The 477-nt window shown below is 65.8% G+C and carries 1 pseudogene; it reads left to right on the top strand.

What is annotated here, in order from left to right:
- Nucleotides 1-477, top strand: a pseudogene (locus ACX0GZ_RS14775) (IS5 family transposase); the annotation flags it as partial.

The raw sequence follows: 477 nt of genomic DNA, 5'->3' as shown, positions 1-477 counted from the left end.
CAAAGGCATCTGGCAAGAGATATTCGTCACGCTGGCGGCAGCGGGTGGACCGCCTGCCGAGGTCCTGATCGACAGCACACATATGAAGGCGCACCGCTCGGCGGGCGGCGGAAAAGGGGGGCGCTCGTCCAAGCGATCGGGATTAGCCGAGGTGGCCGCAACAGCAAGCTCCACGCGCTCACCGACGGCGAAGGTCGCCCGCTCCGCTTCCTGCTGACCGGCGGCAACGTCGCCGACTGCCGTGCTGCCGTGCTGCCGTGCTGCCGATGTCCTGCTCGACGGTCTCGCGCCGCGCACCATCGTCTTGGCGGACAAGGCATATGACAGCAACGCGATCCGCGACCTGATCGAGCGCCAGGGTGCCGTGCCCAACATCCCCTCCAAGGCGAACCGGCGCTGGAAAAGCTGCTTCTCGCGCTCGCTCTACAAAGGCCGAAACGCAGTCGAGCGCATGTTCTGCCGCCTCAAGGATTATCG

The sequence above is a fragment of the Sphingomonas aestuarii genome (genome assembly GCF_054457155.1).
The sequence above is the reverse complement of the archived record's forward strand: the minus strand, read 5'-3'. Positions and strand labels throughout refer to the sequence as shown.